Genomic DNA, 18,239 nt, shown 5'->3' on the forward strand with positions numbered 1-18,239 from the left:
TTTAGGTGTTCTGTTCTACTAAGAAGCTGACAGTCTTCTGACTAGTCATGCTTTGTTTATAGAACGGGAGCTCCCCACGCGCTATAAGGGTCTGTTTGAGCAATGCAGCGTCTTGACCGTGACGCTCACTTACTTTCTTGATCTCTTCGTCTACTTCGTCTTCCGTGACCTCAATTCCTTCTGCTTTAGCAATAGTTTCTAAAACTAAATCCATTTTGACGCTTTCCGCAGCTTGAGGGCGTACTTGCTCCTGCATAACCTCCTCGGTTGAGTTCGTATACTGATAATACTGCTCAAGAGTCATGCCTTGCTGGGCAAGATTGCGGCTTAAATCATCCAACATTACTCTGATTCGTTCAGTAATCATAACTTCAGGAATTTCGACGCTGGCATTGTCTACCACTTTAGCGACGATGGCTTTTGCATGTTCGTCTTTAACTCTTACTTCGGTGGTCTTCATTAACTTATTCCGCAAATCGGTTTTCAATTCATCCAGAGTCTCAAATTCGCTGACATCTTTTGCAAATTCATCATCTAGTGCTGAAAGTTCTTTGCGCTGAATTTTTTTGATGACTGTTTTAAAGACAGCTTCTTTTCCTGCAAGCTCTGAACTATGATATTCACCGGGGAAGGTAACGTTGACATCAACAGGTTGTCCTATTTCAGTACCAATTAAACCCTCTTCAAAGCCCGGAATAAAGGTTCCGGATCCGATGACAAGTTCATAATTCTCTGCTTTACCGCCAATAAAGGCAACTCCGTCAGTAAACCCTTCAAAGTCTAAGGTGACAGTGTCATCATTTTCCACTTTGCCCTCTTCGAGGGTGATAAGGCGAGCGTGCTGTTCCTGCTTGCTTTTCAGCGCTTCCATTACTTCTTCTTCAGTGACAACAGCTGCCCCTTGTTCGACCTCAAGTCCTTTATAGTCTCCAAGTTCAACTTCCGGCTTGACCATGACTTTTGCTTTAAAAATCAGGTCTTTACCCTCTTCGATTTGAACTAAATCCACACTCGGACGATCTACGGGATCGATACCGCTTTCGATAACTGCTTCAGCATAGGCTGGTCCAACCAAATGATCTAACGCTTCATCATAAAGGGCTTCTTTTCCAACGTGTTGTTCGACCATGCGACGTGGAGCTTTACCTTTGCGAAACCCTGGAACATTCACTTTTTTAGCTAATACTTTGGCTGCTTGATTCACCGCACTGACAAATTTTTCGGCTTCAACAGTAACTTCCAAAGCTACAACATTTTTTTCTAACTTTTCTACTGAGACTGACATATGTTCTCCCCCTTAAACACTGTTTAATATATGTGCAAGGCAGCTGTGGATACTTCGTTAGTCTTGCCGTTTTTTTAAGACTACAAACCCCCGCTTAAGCCAAATACATCTATAAAATTCACTAGTCAATTATACCAGACTTACTTCTTCTAATCAAATGATCAATCTTGAGCCATGCGTCGTCACGGATAACTCTAACTATTCAGGGTAAAATAATCTTTATAACATTAACACCGCAGCATGAAAGAAAGGAGAACAACATGCTTATTGTTGTAGTCAGAACCCTTATTTTATACATTGTGGTCATCATAGCTCTGCGCCTAATGGGAAAAAGGGAAATCGGCCAATTGCAGCCTTTTGAGTTAGTTGTTATTCTCATGATTTCCGAGTTAGCTGCCGTGCCAAGTGAAAACATTGGGGTTCCACTCCTCAGTGGCATTATACCCATTCTGGTTCTCCTCACTGCAAGCCAAACCTTAGCCTACATTTCTTTAAAGAGCGAAAGGGCTAGAGACATAATTTGCGGCAGACCTAGTATCCTCATTGATCACGGAAAGATTTCGGAGAAGGAACTAACTAGAAACTGTTATAACATCAGTGATCTGCTGGAAGAACTTCGCTTAAATAACGTCCCGAACATCGCCGACGTAGAGTTTGCTATTTTAGAAAATAACGGACAAGTAAGCGTTTTTCCTAAGGCACAAAAAAGACCGGCTATCCCAGATGATTTCGGCATAAAGCCACCCTACGAAGGACTGCCGCTTACAATTATCATGGACGGCAAACTAAAAAAGAATTACTTAGAGCAAAGCAAGAAAGATCTGGCCTGGTTAAAAAGCGAACTCGAAAAACAAAAGATTTCTCAGATCGAAGATGTCCTCATTGCCAGCCTTGATTCCTCCGGAAAACTCTACGTGCAAGCTAAGGCAACGAAAAAATCAAACCCATCAAAACATAGTGTGAGGTGAAACCCGTTGCGCACCCTTTTAACCATCCTTGTCATTGTCATGCTATTATTAGGAGGTTCTTTTACTTCCTATCAGTATATTCAAACCACGACTTACACAGCAGGGGAGCATCTTGAGCTTCTCGAACAATCCATCTCCTTTGAAAAATGGGAGGGGGCCCAAAAGGAATTGAGCACTGTTCAACAAAATTGGGACAAAAACAATACCTGGTGGAGCATCCTTCTCGATCATGAAGAAATAGATACGATTGATATCAGCCTGAGTCGCTTAGGAAGCCACCTTGCCAGGCAAGATGTCACACTTTCCCTTGCAGAAGTGTCAAACTTAAAATTTTTATTTGAAAACCTTTATGACAAGGAAAGATTTACTTTAAAGAATATTCTTTGATCTATATTTTGATAAAAAAACGACCTATGTCTCCTAAAACCTAAGGTCTATGTTTAGGTGCAAAAAAGAAATTTCAACAAAGACAAAAAGAAGGGCAAATCCTATTATTAGATTCGCACTTCTCTCCAATGTATTCTCATCTTCTCTAAATTTTGTCTATTTCTAAATCAGAAAGGATTGGGTTATTTCCTTCTAAAGCTTCTAAAATAATAATTGTTCTTCTTCGGTATCAGTCACCCCCGTTAAATTATAAATATTAAATAGCTTCAAATGACTGTTTTATCTCACTATCTGTTAGTAACCCATTAAACGAGTACTCATCTAACCCATTTACAGTATCTTCAAATAGTTTAAAGTCAAATTCTTTTATTAGGGTTTTGAACTCTTTCATCCTATTAGCCGAAATAGTATTTATCAGTTTAGGGCAGTCGAGCGTATACAAGCACTGACTCATCAAGTCACGACCTATTCCTAATCCTTTAGTTACCATAGTTTTATATCATTTTCATCATTTTCTTTTTCATATTCTTTTTTTCTTTAGAAACATCATACTCTAACGGAATTCCAATAAAAAGACTTTTAATATATTGAGCTTCTGTGGTACGTATACCAAAATCAACAAATCTGCCAAATGTTTTTCTTGATATATTTGTATTAGATTCCGGTAACTTCCAAAGGTTAACATGTAAATCTACATCTAGCTCTTTATTCCCCACAGTCGGTTCGTACCAAATGGCAAAACTTTCACTCATTAATCAATACTCCCTATACTAAAGATAATAAAAAGATTGTGGTGGCTTAAATGCAGTAATATAAGGATTTATAGGTTTATCAAATTGAATTATTTCTCTAATTTTTATTGCAGTTACCAATTGGGCATTATTTGTATATAAATCATATTCTTGCTTCGATAAACCTGAATGTATATAAGTTCTTTGCCATATTTCGGTTGGAGTATCACAGTAGAAAATTTCAGGCGTGAAAAATCCAATTATGCTTTTTTCTGGAGAAGTGGAACGAATTACATTCTCATGATGGACACCCTTGGTTTTGGCTATACACTTCCCACTATCAGGGTGTGTCAGGGACTTCCCCTTAAACTATGACTGTGCTTACGCAGGGCGAACCACAAAAGGCAGTTAACCCTTTATAGGTCAACTGCCTTTAACCAGCTTAATTGGTGCGAGAGACAGGACTTGAACCTGCACGGTTTACCCGCTGGAACCTAAATCCAGTGCGTCTGCCAGTTCCGCCACTCTCGCAAGATAATTATTGCAACAAAGAGAATTCTACCATAATTTTTAGGGTATGACAAGTGTTAGGTTTTAACAACTTTTACTTCTATAACATGGCCTATACACTTAGGAGATATATTTGAGATTTGAATAGCGCTCTCCTAAAAACATTCGTATCTCCTACAGCTAAAAAGTATCCCATGGGGTAATTTTTGGTTTATAATCAATCACCCGCAATGTAATATTAGACGCAACTATTTCTGAAATGTTCTGGTTACAATGCTCCTTGTGTTGAACGCTCCCCCACTTAAACACTGCGGAGTTTTGAAGATAAATCGGTGACTTCAATTCCCAAGATCAGCCCATGCTCTGCATTAACCAAAAATATTCAAAGATTAAAATCAGCAGATTAACTCCAACTAAAGCCAGTAAATTCCGAAGCCAATTTTCGGGGTACTTCCAGTAATAAAACAAGCTATTGAATATGACTAAGAAAGCAGAACAGATGCCCCAGGGTACATAAAGTTCTTGATCAGGCGAAAATAAATGGACAAACCATAACAATGGGAGAAACAAAAATACACTCAAAAATGTAATCATCGTGTATCCGATCAAGCGGCGCAGATCATCAGGACTCGGCTTCGCCTTGCTCATTGTCTTCCCCCTCATCTTCACAAGGTTTCTCACGAAGTAAGTATAACACGCATTATATAGGGTTCAAAAATATTTTATCCCTTCTATTCCCATCCCCATGGAATGCACTTTGATAACCTGACCAGCACAAAAACACCGAGAATAAATTCTCGGTGAAATCTTTGTATTATGGGGTGGGTGATGGGGCTTGAACCCACGAATGCCGGAACCACAACCCGGTGCGTTAACCACTTCGCCACACCCACCATAAGAATTTGTTTAATTGGTGCGCCTGGAGAGATTCGAACCCCCGACAACCTGCTTAGAAGGCAGATGCTCTATCCAACTGAGCTACAGGCGCAGTTTCAAGGATACGATTTGTCAACCCAAGTTACCACTTCAACTAAAAGGAAAACTGGGAATTTAATGGTCGGGGCAGAGGGATTTGAACCCCCGGCCTCCTGCTCCCAAGGCAGGCGCGCTACCAAGCTGCGCTATACCCCGATTTGGTGACTTGATCAGTATAGCTCATCTTTAAGTATTCGTCAAGCAAAAGAGCGAAAAAATATCGGAGAATTTCACCAGAATTTCTCAGCCTATTTCTTAAGCTATTTCCCATCCTTTTCTTAAGGCAAAATCTAAACCCTCATGCATAGAACACCACAAATAACCTATAGAAATATCACCCCAGACCCTATGTCCGGTTGAGAAATCAGCGCGGTTTATGGTCTGAATCTAACCTTTGATTTTGAGGGCTTGGAGGATGGGGATCGCTTTTCGAAATGCTTGAGCTCGATGACTTAGCTTATTTTTTTCAGCCAGTGTTAATTCAGCCATGGTCAGTGCGTACTCAGGCACAAAAAAGAGAGGGTCGTAACCAAATCCATCCGTTCCGCGACGTTGAGTTAATATTTGCCCTTCGACTGTACCCTCAGTCAGAAATTCCTCCCCTTCAGGAGTTGCCACAACTAAGGCACACCGGAACCGCGCCTGCCTTTGGTCATCTGCCACGGTTTCTAATAGTTGAAGGAGTTTGTCATTATTTCGTTCATCATCCTTCGGTTCTCCGGCAAAACGTGCAGAATAAACCCCCGGTGCCCCATCTAAGGCGTCGACTTCCAGCCCTGAGTCATCAGCCAAGGCAATTAACCCTGTTTTCTTAACGGCTGCTTTAGCTTTGAGAGAAGCATTGTCTGCGAAGGTTTCTCCATTCTCCTCTACGTCTTCCCAATCCTTAATATCTTGTAACGAAAGAACCTCAATCTCTTCATCTGCCAGAAGTTCTTGAAGCTCTCGAATTTTTCCTATGTTTTGAGTTGCAAGTATTATCTTCATGCAGTTGTTTCCACCGCAGATTTCTGCACTTCCATTAAAGTACGAATGCCCTTTTCGGCAAGTTCCAAGAAATTATACAGGTCTGTACGATCAAAGGGAATATCTTCAGCGGTCCCTTGGATTTCTACAAACTTCCCTGCGCCTGTCATGACGATGTTCATGTCGACTTCTGCCTTCGAATCTTCTTCATATTCCAGATCCAAAACTACATTTCCCTGAACTTTACCAACGGAAATTGCGGCTAAGGTATCTTGAACCGGATTTGTTCGAATAAGTTTCTTCTCCATCAAGTATTGAACCGCATCGGTCATGGCTACGTAAGCTCCTGTAATGGCCGCTGTGCGTGTTCCACCATCCGCTTGAAGCACATCGCAATCCAACCAGATTGTTCGTTCACCCAGTTTCTTTAGATCAATAACTGAGCGTAAGGCACGGCCGATTAATCGTTGAATCTCCATGGTACGGCCGGTGAGCTTCCCCTTACTAGCCTCACGCTGGGTCCGAGTTTGGGTCGCTCGTGGAATCATGGCGTATTCCGCAGTAACCCACCCTTTCCCTGTTCCTTTTTGAAAATGGGGTACCTTTTCTTCAACGCTGGCTGTACATAAAACCCTCGTTTCTCCAATCTCGATGAGAACAGAGCCCTCAGGTATGTTAGTAAATTGACGCGAAATTTTCACAGGACGTAATTCATCATTTGCCCGACCATTGGAACGTTGCATATTATAACCTTACCTTTCTTTGGCAAATCTTATTGCTGAGTTTTAGTTTATCAGAATCACGACGGAAACGCCAATCTTCCCCAAGAATTTTTGTTAAATATTGGTTCTCCTTGCTCCAAATAAATCGAGTGAACGGGCAGGCGTCATTTCCTCTCCTACGATACCAGCGATAGTATAAAGCTGGGCGATGGGGTCGAACCTAAATTCCTTAAGCAGGTGAAACCCTTTAATATCACTGGATCGACGAATGTGAATACGAGGACCTGTGCAAGGGTAAAGCATTTTCCCCACCCGAATGTGCTCATCATCAGCAAAACATATGGGCAAATCTGCATCGATTAAATCAAGCACCCGTTGCTCCACCAAATCTAAATCAATATCGGGTTTCTCGGAGAGTTCCAAGACAAAGCCATGTTTAATATCACTGTGTACTTCAGGCTTCGGCAAGCCCATTTCTTCCAGGATCATAGAGGTGATGTCCTCCGCACTATGGGCCATGCGCCGATACTTTATGGAATCAAAAACAATATCTGCGATACTTTGAGGTTCCGGTCCAAACACTGTTGGACGAGTTACAATTACCTCTTCCCCCACTCCTATCAAGACTTCAGCATTAACTCCAAACTGAGAGTACACGAGATCAAAGTGTTCAACCACCACTCGCCGTCCCTTGGCTATGACTTTTTGAATTGCCTCAGCTATTTTCCAAGACTGTGTAAAGGCAGACTCAAAGCGGACGTCTAAATGATAGGTATGATGTCGAAAATTACCACTATCCGCATCCTCCATTAAGGGCAACGGTCGAATATTGATTCCATCATCATCATTCGTCAGCTCTAATCCCGGGAACATACCGCGAATAAGCAAGGACTTCCCAGCTCCGGCATCACCCACAAACCCGATCAGCTTATCCTCAGGGCTTAAATAACGTTGAGAAATATTTGCTCCCAAAAATAGAAGACGTTTCTTCCCGCGTGGGGCGAAATAAACGGCCTGCATCAAATGTTCATGAACAAACATTGCCAAAGCTGTGGCCCCCTTCCTTATTTTTCACATCAGCACTTACAAAAATACCCTCAACCTGCAAATCTCCACATGAAATGTTAGGAGTCTTGTCCAAAAGCTATTAGGGTATAGTCAAAAACGTTTATAAAAGTCTCATACTAAAAATAACGAGAAGAATTAGGGGCTGATGAACTAAATATATCATTAAAGAATTTCGGCTCAGCCACAGAATCGGCTTGGAATCGAGCTGAAATGCCCATAAGGGCTTAGGCCTCTGTTCATACCAATGTCGATAAGCAAGTATCCCCAGGAAAGTTACACTTATATAGGGAAAAAGGGGATAATAATCCATGGACCCAAACCCCTTATACATAAGGCCAAAGGGAAGGAAGAGGCTTGTTTCTATCACCAGCTCTTTAAACCAAAACCCCAGCAAAGCAGTAACACCGGCAAGAGCCCACAGCATTCGCGAAGACAGGGAGTGTAGGAAGGTGGATAAAATCATCGTAACCCCTAAAAAATGAAGAATTCCGAAACGAACATAATTATCCCTCATCACTAGATAGGTCGCAACTGTGATTGCCATTCCATAAAGCAATACCTTAAATCCCCGTCTCACCGGGGATCGGCTAAACCCGCTGGCAAGCCCCGATATAAAGATGAAGAGCAAGGCTGCAGTTTTTCCTACCAGAAACCAAACCGGGTCCTGGTAATTAATATTTATCCCGGCAAACTCCCTTAAATCATAGACAATATGGAATAAAACCATTAACACAATCGCTATAGCCCTTAACAGGTCAATCTCTCCATAGCGCTCACTAGAGGTCATAGTACTATCCGCCGACTAACCGACACTCCATCTCCAAATGGTAATACAGTAGTGGAAAAGTTCGGATTCCGGGCAAGATCCTCTAAAAATTGCCGCAAGCCACCCACCATGCGCTCATACTTCGGAGCAAAGGTACTTTCCGGAACTACCCACCCACGGAAAAGCACATTGTCCACCACCAGCAACCCCCCCGGAGCAATTAAGGGGTAAATCAAACTTAAGTACTCTAAATATTCTCCTTTTGCGGCATCGATAAAGACAAAATCAAACATCGTATCCAGGTTCCTTAGAATTATACGGGCATCCCCTTCTAAAGCCGTAACTTGATTACCCAGCCCCGCACGTTCAAGGTATACCCGTGCACGAGCCAGACGATCTTTATTCATATCAATTGTGGTAACCTGCCCACCTGTCTCTTCTGCAGCCCGGGCCAACCAGATCGTCGAATATCCGATGGCTGTCCCGATTTCCAAGATAGTCTGCGCTTTACAAGTATGTACGAGTAAGTTGAGAAAATTCCCAACCATGGGCGTCACAACCGGAATAGTTTCTTTTAAAGCCTGCTCTTCCATTTCACACAACAGCGGATCCCGTTCACCCAATAAGGTTTCCAGGTACCGCTCCATTTCAAAGGGGTAAAACAAGGTCATCTCCCTTTCTAATCCGTCAGATTACCGATATTTCAGTTTTTCTTCCACTTTACCACAAAAGATTTAAAAACGCTTAAAAAGCATAAAAAAGTATGCCCTTTTTATAGTTGTTTAATCGCTTGATGGTCTGTCAATGCCGTTGCCTTTTGTAAAGCAATTAATATTCACATCCTTTTTATTACAATCCCCTTGATATAATAGTACCATTATATCAAGGGGCGAATTTGTTGAGCAAACTTAAAAGCAACCATCATGCGGTTCAAGTCATTACATATACACAAAGGACGATAAGATTATATCCGTACCATTTCATCAACTTCACGTCAAGGTTGTATATGTTAAACGAGCCATTGACCTCTGGAAGGAGTGATTAACGATGAACAAGACGCTTGATTATTACATGGGATTACCGTACAATTACTCGCTATATTCTGCTGAAGAAGGAGGATATGTCAGTCTCAACCAACTGATTCTATATCACCTATCAAGAAGTATAGGATTAAATAACTAATAAAACAAATAATGAGCGGGAAATAAAAACCCGCTCTTTTTTAACCAAGTACCCGTTTTGCCAAATCAAATAAACTCTTATCTAATTTTGTCCCCGCCCCACGTTCAATCAGAGCTAGAGCTTCACCGGAGCTCATAGCCAGCCGATAAGGGCGATCCTCAGTTAACGCCGCAAAAATATCGGCTATTGCCATTAAACGAGCACCCTCATCGAGATCTTTCTCTCCCAAGGCGAAGGGATATCCTTTACCATCAAGGCACTCGTGATGATGAGCAGCCCATTCAACCATACGAGTCGGAAAACCGGCCTCGCTCAACAAGCGGTGGGTATAATATGTATGCGTGCGAATTATTTCAAATTCAGCAGGGTCAAGAGGTCCCGGCTTATCTAGAATTTTCCTGGGTATAGAGAGTTTACCCAAGTCATGAAGTAAACCCGCCACATAGATTTCATGTAACCCATCGTCTCCCCATCCCTTTCCCCGAGCCAAACGTTTAACCGTTTCCGCCACTGACCGCGAGTGACGAGCTGTAAACTTACTTTTCTGGTCAATCAGATCCGCAAAGGTCGCTGCCAAGTCATCGGTAAAACCAATCTCTAATTCCCGCGTCGCCGGCATTTGCCACTGTCCATACAACAGCCCTAAAGCAATCTGGAGCAGATCCGGCTGTTCAATGTCCAACCAAAATGCTTCCTTTTGAGCGACCTGTTTAAAGGCATCCGCCACTTCCGGGTAAAACAATATCCCCGTTTCCTTGGTAACCCATTCTATAATCCCGTCTCTCTCCCGACGGCTTGAAAGCCTACGCTTCAACCGAAGGTCAACCCGGTCCGCTAGAGATAAAATTCGAGCCATTAACGTAACATCTTCAACTGGTGCCCTCAAAGCACAGTATAAAGGATCCGGAGTCTCATGGTGATATTTGATAGCTTGGGCCAGAATTCTTCCGGCAGGAAAGCGCTCAACAATCGATGCCCCTGTAAGACAATGTCTTTCGAAAATATGTTGGTCCCCATTATACTCCTCACCCATATAGCCTACCGCACCGATGTCATGCAACAATCCTGCTACTGTAACATGAACAAGGGATTCTTTATTGAGTCCTAAGATACGACCCACACGCATGGCGATATAAGCAACCCGTTCTCCGTGCCGTTCCCCAAGTGAAATCTGCAGGCCCCTTTCGACCTCTTCATCAACTAAAGCAAGATCAAGCGCACGGGAAAAGCTCCACATCTGCCGGATATAGAAAGCATCTTCAAACATTCCGCCACCCCCAATTAGACCTACATACTACACGCTCTATACTTCACTGCTTCGTTAGGCCATTCTAACGACTGTCCCCTTAACCCAGGGACGCAGTGTGACACGAGCGCGACTTCTTTGCGCAAGCAAAAAAGCAAACTACCATTTAGCGACCGACCCCAGAGGCGGGGCTGTGTACAGAGTCCTCTCCCGCCATCCTGCAAGAAGGCTAATCCTTGCGAAAACAGTATTTTCGTGGGCTACAAGGGCACTAGACCATCCATAGTCGTCGGACGACGGCATGGGACGTGCCTAGTGCAGGGTGCGCCAGGGATGGCATAGCACACTGCCGGCTCATCTGGCACGATAGTCTCCGGTGGAGAGTATCGCCGAAGCCGCTATTCTCCAAACGATACCTACCGGCGTAGGATGATTATCGCCCCAAAATGATACTATCGCCGAAGGATGAACCCCGCTCCCCAAAGCCAGTCGCTTAAACAGTTAGTTTGCTCTGCGTCCTATGACCGAGCGCTGGGTCACACAGCCCCCTTAATCCCTTAACCCCATTTGCGCCAAAGAGGTAGCTGAATTAGCTACATCCTCAGAAGCTGCTCCAATCTGGCCGGCTGTCAACGACAAGGCATCAATCTGACGGGCAATCCCCTGAACTTGTTGGATGCTTGCATTAATAGCAGACATTATCTCCCCAAAACGGTTCACTACTTCCCCTGCCTCTGTTGCCGCGCCCTGCATAGCATCAGAGGTCTGGGCAATAGAGTGGTTTACCGCGACTGTATTTTGTTTTGTAAGGGTAATCAAGGCGCTAATCTCTTTAACCGACTGTTCCGAATGATTGGCGAGCTTCTTCACTTCTTCCGCCACAACTCCGAAACCTCTGCCGCTGTCTCCCGCACGAGCCGCTTCAATAGCCGCATTTAAGGCTAAGAGATTAGTTTGGGAAGCGATCTCTTTAATTACATCCGTGACAGAGGCAATACGTGCAGAGCTTTTATCGAGTTCGGTCATTTTCTCTTGCATCTCTGATGTCATGCCTGCTAACCGTAAAATCGTCTCAGATATCGCTTGAATCTTTCGGACACCTTCTTGAGCCAAAGCATCCACCTGACGGGAAAACTCTGCAGCCTCAGAGGCATTACCGGATATTTGAGAGGTGGCTTCATTCATCTCTGCAGCAGAAGCTGCTGTTTCTTCTGAGGTTGCCGCCAATGCTTGGCTGGCCTCGCTGACACTGCGTTGCAAGCTGTCAATTTCACTTAAGGCTTTCTCTAATTCAGCCTTCTTATCTATTTCCGTCATATAGGACTGGATATAACTGGCCATAACAACTTGCTGGTCAAAGCTTAAGAGTCTCTGGAAGGCTAAACTGGCACGAACGGCCTGATCAGTCTTTTTGCGATAGTGTTTAAAAATCCGCGGAATAATTTCATCGCAAAAATATTGATTGGCACTTAAATAGTAAAAAGGCGGTAAATTAATCCGATTATGAACCTGCCCAATTGTAACCCGCCACTGCATAAACTCTTCATCAATCTTATCGGGGAAGAGACTAAACAAATACTTTTTCATAGTAATTTTTAGCTTTTCCACCGAGGAAAATCGGTCAATAATTGCTTTTAGATCCGGAAACGAAGTCACATGGGCATAAAAATTACGGATAATATCGTCAGAATCCCGCTCAACAACCAGTCGAACCTCTTTAAGAAGGGCCAACTGTTCAGCATCCATCCTCAGTAATTGAACAGCCTCATTTAAGCTAAACTGATGTAATTGTACCAACAATATTCATCCTTTCTAATCCCTTCAACATTTCAACAAAATCTTTTTTCATAAATAACTATCCGTAACAGGGGTCTTGCCCGACTGCATGTACCTAAGACTGGATTTCCTTATCTTTGTCCGTAATATAGTCTTTGCCTTCCAATATGATTCCCAGGGCAGTAAGGACCACGTTCACCGTACAATAAGAATCATGCTCATCAGTTGCACAATTATCACAGATACTCTGTACCTCAACAAAAGCCTCCTGAAGTTCCATACTTTTATACCGTTCCGAGATTAAAGGAACACTTCGGAACATATCAAGAATGTCATCCGGTATCTTGTCGGAGAACTTCTCCCCCGTCTGAGCAGACAAACTGAGAAATTCTTTTGCCATGAACAATTGACACAGCGCTGAACATTTACATCCCTGTGAACAAGATCTGTCCATCTTTGAAAAGGCCTTATAGGCACTAAGCTTACTAAATCCTTGAGTCGCCATATCCCTGCTCCTCTCTTACATCCGCTAAATTGAAGCCTATATTTACTTACTTACGGCCCCATTGCTCAGGAGTTCTTCAACTGCCTTCTTAAATCGCTCAAATCCCGTTTTTTCTATGACTCGATAAAGACGAGCCCGGTTGCCTAGCTCTTCCTTAAACTCTTCTGCTCCCGATATATACGTTTCCAAAATGCTTCCTACGACAGGGATAATTTGGTCACGAGGAATCCCCTTGAGTACCAGCATTCCATGTTTAGGGCTCATTCCCGACTCTGTCCCGCCAATCCAAAGTGAATATTTTCCGCGGGGCTCGGCCATCAGCCCCAGATCTTGACACTGCACTCCGGTGCAATTACGTGGACATCCGGAAATTCCCATCTTAAAGTCCCAGGGCAGAATCGTTCCGTAAAACTCTTCATCAAGCATTCTGGCTAATTCTAAGGTATCTCCACGAGAATTAGGGGAAAACCCTTTACCCGGACATGCTGCAACATTTCGAATGCTCTTATGCAAATTTGCTACCCGAAGACCTACTTCCCGGAGTTGCTCCAAAGCGGCAGCAACTTTTTCTTTTGGAATAAGAAGAAGGGAAGTCATCCGGCGTGTATTTTTAATGACCCCATCTTCTCCGACAATCTCAGCTAAAACACGCACTTGTTTGCCAGTCAGAATCCCTCCTGGCGAATTAACGATAATAGCTACAGTACCATTGGCCTGTTCCGCGATCGCCCACTGGATTCCACTGGTACATTCCACCGCCTCACCTGTCCACTGATAGTTACTGTCCCGTTGAAGTTCAGTCATGAAAACCTCTCCTCTATACAATTTAGAGTAATTATTACATCCTCCTACATTTCTATATGAGTCGACGAAATCCTGCACCAATCGGTAAATTATATCTATCAATTAAAAAGAGAGCCTAAATGGCTCTCTCTTTTAAGTACCTTACTCATTATTCAGGGATTACTATGTTTTCTCATACAAAACATGGTTTAATCGCGCCTTTTCAACGTTTACTCTATCCAGCACGCCTGCGGACAACCGGATGGGCTTGTAACACACGAGGAAATGGGTCCGACTTGGTCTCTAAGCGTTCTACCGAACCATCTGACAATACCTCATAAATCTTAACTACTCCATCACCCTTCGTCCATTCATGGCAACACTCTCTGCAGTAATAACGTTCACGGCCAATTCGGCCGACATCACGCGCTTCACATAGCGGGCAATTCATTGCACCTCAACTCCTATCAAGGGTTTTTATGAATACCTTATTATACCGCAGAACCCAATTATTTTGCTTAAGAAATTGTGAAGCTTTTGTGTCTATTTGGATTAAAACTTGTGTCTTTTTTACTTTCCTTATAAACACCTTATCCTTCAAAAAGGTTGTAGGAATTCTGGAGGAATTGCAACCCCTCAATATCACATATAAATTCAGGCAATCCCGACAAGGGTTAGTGCCTTCTCCTCAGCTTGTTCTAAAAAATCCTACGCGCCTACGATTTTGAGCACAAGCCAGGCCGACTGACGCTAACTCTTCGGCTTACGCAACATCGTTTTTAACTCCATGTACACGATTTTTGACGCCAATAAGGAACACCTACTTATTGAACTGGGAGTCTTATGTAAATTGATAAAAACAGAGACAGGAAAATCGCTGCGCTGTGCGCGATTCACCGACCTCTGTTTTTATTTTATATACAACATTTAGAATGACCTTTGATAATGCCGACTAAGTACATCCCGGGATTTTATACTTAATTCTAAGGTGACATATTTATAACCTTAGAAAATGACCTAGCTTTTCATGCCCTTCTGTATTGTGCCTTGCCAATTTCATAAAGATTATTCCCCTCGTGGTCAATGATCACCATGACAGGGAAATCTTCCACAACTAAACGGCGTACTGCTTCCGGCCCCAGCTCGGGATAAGCAATGACCTCAGCAGAAACAATACGCTTTGCGATGAGGGCGCCCGCCCCGCCAATCGCTCCAAAGTAGACAGCGCCGTGTTTTTTCATGGCTTCAATCACATCCGGGGAACGAAGTCCTTTGCCAATCATTCCAGTCAATCCTCTCGCGATCAACTTTGGCGAATAGGCATCCATTCGTCCACTCGTCGTTGGCCCTGCTGAACCGATCACTTGTCCTTCTTTTGCCGGCGTCGGACCCACAAAATAAATAATTTGATCCTTCATAGCAAAGGGGAGATCTTCTCCTCCCTCGAGGGCTTCAACCATTTTCTTATGAGCCGCATCACGTCCGGTATAAATCGCACCACTTATTAAGACATTGTCCCCAACTTTAAGGGATTTAAGTTTTTCTTGAGTAAGGGGAGTCTCAATGCGGATTATTTCACTCATTGGCAAGCCCTCCCTTGCAAGGTAATTTCCTTATGACGAGTGGCGTGGCACCCTATGTTTACGGCAACAGGCATTCCTGCAATATGTGTGGGATATACTTCTAAGTTGACGGCAAGAGCCGTTGTAACTCCTCCAAAGCCTTGAGGACCGATTCCTAAACGATTAACACGATTTAACAACTCTTTCTCGATATCAGCCAGACGCTCCTCAGGGTTATGTTTTCCCACTTCACGCAAAAGACCCTTTTTGGCTAAGAAAGTAGCCTTTTCCATCGTTCCACCCACGCCCACCCCCACAATAATTGGGGGACAAGGGTTTCCGCCTGCTCGATCAACTGTATCTACAACAAATTGCATCGCACCCTCGAGGCCCTCAGAAGGCTTGCACATTTTTAAGCCGCCCATGTTTTCACTGCCAAACCCCTTAGGAGCTGCAATTAGGTGCAGTTCATCCCCGGGGACAATATCATAATGAATAACTGCCGGAGTGTTATCCCCGGTATTGACACGCTCAAAGGGATCCTTCACCACAGATTTCCTTAGATATCCTTTGTCATACCCTCGGCGCACCCCTTCATTGATAGCCTCAGTAAGGCCGCCGCCGACCACATGCAGGTCCTGTCCGATACTCACAAAAATTACAGCCATCCCCGTGTCTTGACACATGGGGACTCTTTCCGCTTTCGCTATTTCTGCATTCTCAATGAGACGCTCCAGCACCTCTCGGCCTAGGGGAGAGCGCTCATCCTTTAAAGCTTGATTAAACCCAGTCATGATGTCCGATCCCAAGTTATAATTTGCTTCAATGCAAAGATTTTCAACGGCGGAAATAATCTCTTCCACAAATATTTCCTTCATTTCTCTATCCCTCCTTCAATGTCTTCTTTTATGGCAATAATAATTTCAGTAAACTCACTCATTAAAGGTAAAATAATAGACTCTTCCGAATATTCCCATTCCCTTGCCTTTATTTTACTCCTATGCTAAATAAAAGCAAGCCTCATTACATGACAAGAACTTCGAATGCCGCAAATGGCATTCGAAGTTCGCTTTGTGATTTTTACATTTAGTCATCAGACAAAGAAGTTTTTGCATGATCTACCGATGAAAATGAGCTTGACCCGGCATTATTTACGGCCTGAACTTTGTAATAATAGGTAGTATCTGCCCACAGACCGAAATTTATATAACTTGTAGTAGTTACCGTTGCAATATGAGTATAGGTTCCGGTAGCGGAAATTGCCCCGTAAACCCGATAAGATGTTGCTCCACTTACAGAATCCCATTTAAGGTTTATTTGACTGGAACTTTCAGTTGTTGCAGTTAACTCTTTTGGTGCCGATGGTGTATGATAAACATCGGTATTCTGCTCAATATTAATTAAAATGCTGTTAGGTACAATGGCTATACCTCCAAAAACAACTTCTTTCTTAATACTGCTAATCTTAGTGCTGATGTAATCTATTGTTGTCTGTTCGACAGGATCACTAACCAGAATAAGCGGGGAATGAAATAATGAAGCTAAGGCTGAACCGGATAAAGCATCTGCGAACTTTTCACCCGTCGATACGTAACAAGTGCTGAAATCAAGTTCGTCTTCGAATTCCTTAATAATACTGATGTTTGTATCGTACCTGGTTATCCCGCTTAGGCGTTTTGGAGATGGAAGCTGCTTAAGCACATTGTCACTTATTACGCCTGTTCCCCCGACCACATAGGTACTTTGTGCATTCTTTAATAAATAGGCTTCTATGCTGGCAGGCAGTTTATCCCTGGGGGTAAGCAGAATCGGCATTCCCTTCATCGCAGCAATGGGAGCAATTGATAAAGCATCCGGAAAAGTTTCACCGCTGGCAATGACTGCTTGGTCGAATTCCCCCATGGCTTGGGCAATTTTAATAGATGTGTCATAGCGATCCGTTCCGACAATCCTCAGAACACCTATTCCCATAGTTTTTATGCTTTGTTCAACACCGGAAGAAATAATATCGGTTCCGCCTACCATGATAACTCTTTTTACTTCCAAACGTGCCAGCTGACTCCTGGCTTGTTCATTCAAGCTGTCCTTTGTCGTAAGCAGTAATGGTGCGTTATATTTTTTGGCCAGGGGAGCACTGCACAATGCATCAGAAAAGCTTTCTCCGCTTACTACAATGGCATAATAAGAAGTATTCCATCCTGCTTTAGCAACCTCCGCAGAAGTTCCATACATATCCTCCCCCGCTATTCGATCCGACTGGATTTGGGTTGAAGGGTTCGTTGGAACATCGTCGTCTGAACCGGCAGTAGTCGCATAAGCTTTAGAGGAATAGGAGCTACTGTCCGAGCTGTTCACGGCCACAACTTTGTAATAATAGGTGGTATTCCTTGATAAATTGGTGTCTCTGTAACTTGAGGTTGTCGTTGAGGCAATTTTGGAATACGTTCCCGATGACGAAGTCGATGTGTATACATAATAGGATGTTGCGTCACTTACCGAATCCCAATCTAAGTAGATTGCACTGGAACTTTCAACGATAGCTTTCAGATTTTCAGGTGCCGAAATATCAGAGTCATCTGACTCATCCGTAGTAGCATGTTCTTTAGAGGAATAAGCACTTTTGTCAGAACCGTCTACTGCCCTAACTTTGTAATAATAGGTAGTATCCTCCTCTAAATCCTCATCATCCGTATAACTCGAGGATTTCGTTGTTCCTATTTTGGTGTACGTTCCCGATGACGAGGTAGATCGGTATACTTCATAGGATTCTGCACCACTTACTGAATCCCAATCCAGCTCTATTTCAT

General features: G+C 43.3%; 18 protein-coding genes and 4 tRNA genes. 2 read left to right on the plus strand and 20 right to left on the minus strand.

Going from position 1 to position 18,239, the window contains the following annotated elements; genetic code table 11:
- Position 1 precedes the first annotated feature (1 nt).
- Positions 2 to 1,285 (minus strand): trigger factor, encoded by a 1,284-nt coding sequence (tig, locus tag LJE72_RS09340; protein ID WP_229247305.1) that lies wholly within the window; start codon positions 1,283 to 1,285, stop codon positions 2 to 4.
- A 260-nt stretch (positions 1,286 to 1,545) separates the two neighbouring features.
- Between tig and LJE72_RS09345 the strand changes: the two genes are divergently transcribed.
- A complete protein-coding gene (locus tag LJE72_RS09345; protein WP_229247306.1) occupies positions 1,546 to 2,253 on the plus strand; it encodes a DUF421 domain-containing protein in 708 nt (235 codons plus the stop codon).
- A gap of 6 nt (positions 2,254 to 2,259) precedes the next feature.
- Positions 2,260 to 2,640 (plus strand): DUF4363 family protein, encoded by a 381-nt coding sequence (locus LJE72_RS09350; RefSeq protein WP_229247307.1) that lies wholly within the window; start codon positions 2,260 to 2,262, stop codon positions 2,638 to 2,640.
- A gap of 494 nt (positions 2,641 to 3,134) precedes the next feature.
- Here the strand turns inward: LJE72_RS09350 and LJE72_RS09355 are convergent, their stop codons facing one another.
- The 19 genes from LJE72_RS09355 to LJE72_RS09445 form a co-directional block, all read right to left on the minus strand.
- Positions 3,135 to 3,392 carry a hypothetical protein gene (locus LJE72_RS09355; protein WP_229247308.1) on the minus strand — a complete coding sequence of 86 codons (258 nt, stop codon included), beginning with the start codon at positions 3,390 to 3,392 and terminating at the stop codon, positions 3,135 to 3,137.
- Positions 3,393 to 3,818: 426 nt separating this feature from the next.
- A tRNA-Leu gene (locus LJE72_RS09360) sits at positions 3,819 to 3,902 on the minus strand.
- 330 nt (positions 3,903 to 4,232) lie between these two features.
- Complete coding sequence (locus LJE72_RS09365) at positions 4,233 to 4,529, minus strand: hypothetical protein (RefSeq protein ID WP_229247309.1); 297 nt, start codon at positions 4,527 to 4,529, stop codon at positions 4,233 to 4,235.
- A gap of 169 nt (positions 4,530 to 4,698) precedes the next feature.
- Positions 4,699 to 4,774 (minus strand) — tRNA-His (locus LJE72_RS09370).
- Between the two features lie 18 nt (positions 4,775 to 4,792).
- A tRNA-Arg gene (locus LJE72_RS09375) sits at positions 4,793 to 4,869 on the minus strand.
- 66 nt (positions 4,870 to 4,935) lie between these two features.
- A tRNA-Pro gene (locus tag LJE72_RS09380) sits at positions 4,936 to 5,012 on the minus strand.
- Between the two features lie 231 nt (positions 5,013 to 5,243).
- Positions 5,244 to 5,843, minus strand: a complete 600-nt coding sequence (locus LJE72_RS09385; RefSeq protein WP_229247310.1) for an XTP/dITP diphosphatase — start codon at positions 5,841 to 5,843, stop codon at positions 5,244 to 5,246.
- Positions 5,840 to 6,565, minus strand: coding sequence for a ribonuclease PH (rph, locus tag LJE72_RS09390; protein ID WP_229247311.1), 726 nt, complete (start codon positions 6,563 to 6,565; stop codon positions 5,840 to 5,842). Before rph ends, LJE72_RS09385 begins: the two co-directional genes overlap by 4 nt.
- A 93-nt stretch (positions 6,566 to 6,658) precedes the next feature.
- Positions 6,659 to 7,585 carry an alanine-tRNA synthetase second additional domain-containing protein gene (locus tag LJE72_RS09395; RefSeq protein WP_229247383.1) on the minus strand — a complete coding sequence of 309 codons (927 nt, stop codon included), beginning with the start codon at positions 7,583 to 7,585 and terminating at the stop codon, positions 6,659 to 6,661.
- Between the two features lie 127 nt (positions 7,586 to 7,712).
- The gene (locus tag LJE72_RS09400; protein WP_229247312.1) at positions 7,713 to 8,399 is read right to left on the minus strand and encodes a heparan-alpha-glucosaminide N-acetyltransferase; all 687 of its coding nucleotides are present in this window, start codon (positions 8,397 to 8,399) and stop codon (positions 7,713 to 7,715) included.
- Positions 8,396 to 9,043, minus strand: coding sequence for an O-methyltransferase (locus LJE72_RS09405; protein WP_229247313.1), 648 nt, complete (start codon positions 9,041 to 9,043; stop codon positions 8,396 to 8,398). The genes LJE72_RS09400 and LJE72_RS09405 overlap by 4 nt, the downstream gene beginning before the upstream one ends.
- Positions 9,044 to 9,600: 557 nt before the next feature.
- Positions 9,601 to 10,827 carry an HD-GYP domain-containing protein gene (locus tag LJE72_RS09410; protein ID WP_229247314.1) on the minus strand — a complete coding sequence of 409 codons (1,227 nt, stop codon included), beginning with the start codon at positions 10,825 to 10,827 and terminating at the stop codon, positions 9,601 to 9,603.
- A gap of 528 nt (positions 10,828 to 11,355) precedes the next feature.
- Positions 11,356 to 12,603 carry a globin-coupled sensor protein gene (locus LJE72_RS09415; protein ID WP_229247315.1) on the minus strand — a complete coding sequence of 416 codons (1,248 nt, stop codon included), beginning with the start codon at positions 12,601 to 12,603 and terminating at the stop codon, positions 11,356 to 11,358.
- 94 nt (positions 12,604 to 12,697) lie between these two features.
- Positions 12,698 to 13,087: a nitrite reductase gene (locus tag LJE72_RS09420; RefSeq protein ID WP_229247316.1), complete on the minus strand. Its 390-nt coding sequence runs from the start codon at positions 13,085 to 13,087 to the stop codon at positions 12,698 to 12,700.
- Positions 13,088 to 13,129: 42 nt separating this feature from the next.
- Positions 13,130 to 13,891, minus strand: coding sequence for an NAD(P)/FAD-dependent oxidoreductase (locus LJE72_RS09425; protein ID WP_229247317.1), 762 nt, complete (start codon positions 13,889 to 13,891; stop codon positions 13,130 to 13,132).
- A 214-nt stretch (positions 13,892 to 14,105) separates the two neighbouring features.
- On the minus strand, positions 14,106 to 14,321 hold the full coding sequence (locus tag LJE72_RS09430; protein ID WP_229247318.1) for a hypothetical protein: 216 nt from the start codon (positions 14,319 to 14,321) through the stop codon (positions 14,106 to 14,108).
- 574 nt (positions 14,322 to 14,895) lie between these two features.
- Positions 14,896 to 15,453: a Fe-S-containing hydro-lyase gene (locus LJE72_RS09435; protein WP_229247319.1), complete on the minus strand. Its 558-nt coding sequence runs from the start codon at positions 15,451 to 15,453 to the stop codon at positions 14,896 to 14,898.
- Positions 15,450 to 16,310, minus strand: a complete 861-nt coding sequence (locus LJE72_RS09440; protein ID WP_229247320.1) for a fumarate hydratase — start codon at positions 16,308 to 16,310, stop codon at positions 15,450 to 15,452. The genes LJE72_RS09435 and LJE72_RS09440 overlap by 4 nt, the downstream gene beginning before the upstream one ends.
- A gap of 208 nt (positions 16,311 to 16,518) precedes the next feature.
- Positions 16,519 to 18,239: cell wall-binding repeat-containing protein (locus LJE72_RS09445; protein WP_229247321.1), on the minus strand; the 1,721-nt coding region annotated here is incomplete at its 5' end.

Source organism: Desulfosporosinus shakirovi (assembly GCF_020595055.1).
GTDB classification, from domain to species: Bacteria; Bacillota; Desulfitobacteriia; order Desulfitobacteriales; family Desulfitobacteriaceae; genus Desulfosporosinus; species Desulfosporosinus shakirovi.

Coding starts and splice junctions, on each gene's coding strand:
- rph (WP_229247311.1), bottom strand. CDS start 6,565: ATGCAACGTTCCAATGGTCGGGCAAATGATGAATTACGTCCTGTGAAA.
- LJE72_RS09395 (WP_229247383.1), bottom strand. CDS start 7,585: ATGTTTGTTCATGAACATTTGATGCAGGCCGTTTATTTCGCCCCACGC.
- LJE72_RS09420 (WP_229247316.1), bottom strand. CDS start 13,087: ATGGCGACTCAAGGATTTAGTAAGCTTAGTGCCTATAAGGCCTTTTCA.
- LJE72_RS09345 (WP_229247306.1), top strand. CDS start 1,546: ATGCTTATTGTTGTAGTCAGAACCCTTATTTTATACATTGTGGTCATC.
- LJE72_RS09440 (WP_229247320.1), bottom strand. CDS start 16,310: ATGAAGGAAATATTTGTGGAAGAGATTATTTCCGCCGTTGAAAATCTT.
- LJE72_RS09435 (WP_229247319.1), bottom strand. CDS start 15,453: ATGAGTGAAATAATCCGCATTGAGACTCCCCTTACTCAAGAAAAACTT.
- LJE72_RS09410 (WP_229247314.1), bottom strand. CDS start 10,827: ATGTTTGAAGATGCTTTCTATATCCGGCAGATGTGGAGCTTTTCCCGT.
- LJE72_RS09400 (WP_229247312.1), bottom strand. CDS start 8,399: ATGACCTCTAGTGAGCGCTATGGAGAGATTGACCTGTTAAGGGCTATA.
- LJE72_RS09430 (WP_229247318.1), bottom strand. CDS start 14,321: ATGAATTGCCCGCTATGTGAAGCGCGTGATGTCGGCCGAATTGGCCGT.
- tig (WP_229247305.1), bottom strand. CDS start 1,285: ATGTCAGTCTCAGTAGAAAAGTTAGAAAAAAATGTTGTAGCTTTGGAA.
- LJE72_RS09425 (WP_229247317.1), bottom strand. CDS start 13,891: ATGACTGAACTTCAACGGGACAGTAACTATCAGTGGACAGGTGAGGCG.
- LJE72_RS09365 (WP_229247309.1), bottom strand. CDS start 4,529: ATGAGCAAGGCGAAGCCGAGTCCTGATGATCTGCGCCGCTTGATCGGA.
- LJE72_RS09355 (WP_229247308.1), bottom strand. CDS start 3,392: ATGAGTGAAAGTTTTGCCATTTGGTACGAACCGACTGTGGGGAATAAA.
- LJE72_RS09385 (WP_229247310.1), bottom strand. CDS start 5,843: ATGAAGATAATACTTGCAACTCAAAACATAGGAAAAATTCGAGAGCTT.